Annotated in this window: 1 protein-coding gene; it reads right to left on the reverse strand. The window is 63.4% G+C overall.

Features of this window, described 5'->3' with window-relative positions; all coding sequences use genetic code 11:
* Positions 1-1,122: an IS630 family transposase gene (locus ACFVYE_RS47285; RefSeq protein WP_383979878.1), complete on the reverse strand. Its 1,122-nt coding sequence runs from the start codon at positions 1,120-1,122 to the stop codon at positions 1-3.
* Positions 1,123-1,160: the final 38 nt, after the last annotated feature.

Consider the following 1,160-nt stretch of genomic DNA (forward strand, 5'->3'; position numbering starts at 1 on the left):
CTAGTGTCCTGCGCCGGAGATCCGTTGGCAGAAACGCGCGAGGGAGTCGAGGATCTCCTCGGCCGTCTTGGTCCAGGTGAATGGTGTTGGGTTTTCGTTCCACTCCTTGACCCAGGCTCGGATGTCGGCTTCCAGGGAACGCACGCTTTTGTGGGAGCCGCGGCGGATCTTCTGGTCGGCGAGGAAACCGAACCACCTCTCCACCTGGTTGATCCAGGATGAACCAGTGGGGGTGAAGTGCAGGTGGAATCGGGGGTGTTTGGCCAGCCATGCTCTGATGGCGGGCGTCTTGTGGGTGCCGTAGTTATCGCAGATCAGGTGGATCTGGAGGTGCCCGGGAACCTCCTTCTCAATCTTGATGAGGAACTTCTTGAACTCCGCTGCCCGGTGCCGACGGTGCAGCGAGGTGATGACTTCGCCGGTCGCGACGTCGAAGGCCGCGAAGAGGGTGGTCAGACCGTTACGGATGTAATCGTGGGTGCGACGCTCGGGCATGCCCGGCATCATCGGCAGCACCGGCTGAGACCGGTCCAGCGCCTGGATCTGCGACTTCTCGTCCACCGACAGCACCACCGCCCCTTCGGGCGGATTGAAGTACAGCCCGACCACGTCGTAGACCTTCTCCACGAACAACGGGTCCGTCGACAGTTTGAAGGTGTCCGTCAGATGAGGCTTGAGATGGAACTTCCGCCAGATTCGGCCCACGGTCGACTTCGACAGCCCACTGCGTTCGGCCATCGACTTGCGCGACCAGTGGGTGGCATTCTTCGGTAGCTCCTCCAACGTGCTGACCACGACCGCCTCCACCTGATCGACGCTGATGGCGGGCGGCCGGCCCGGCCGGGGCTCGTCGACCAACCCGTCCAGCCGGGCGGCCAGAAACCGCCGACGCCACTTGCGGACCGTATCCGCCGCTACCCGAAGATCCCGCGCCACCACAACAATCGGCGGAACGTCAGGACCTGCACACGCCAGCACGATCCGCGCTCGTAACGCCACCGCCTGCGCAGACGTCGCCCGCCGGGCCCAACGCTCCAACACCGCACGCTCGTCAACGGACAACAACAACGGTTCCAGCTTCGGACCACGACGCGGTGCTGGCACACCCGAAGAAGCACTCATGCATGAACTAACGACGAATCTCGGGCGCAGGACACTAG

The sequence above is a fragment of the Streptomyces sp. NPDC058239 genome (assembly GCF_042882185.1).
Taxonomy (GTDB): Bacteria; Actinomycetota; Actinomycetes; order Streptomycetales; family Streptomycetaceae; genus Streptomyces.

Bases quoted from the DNA above. Each gene is read 5' to 3' on its own strand.
- ACFVYE_RS47285 (WP_383979878.1), bottom strand. From the start codon at position 1,122: ATGAGTGCTTCTTCGGGTGTGCCAGCACCGCGTCGTGGTCCGAAGCTG.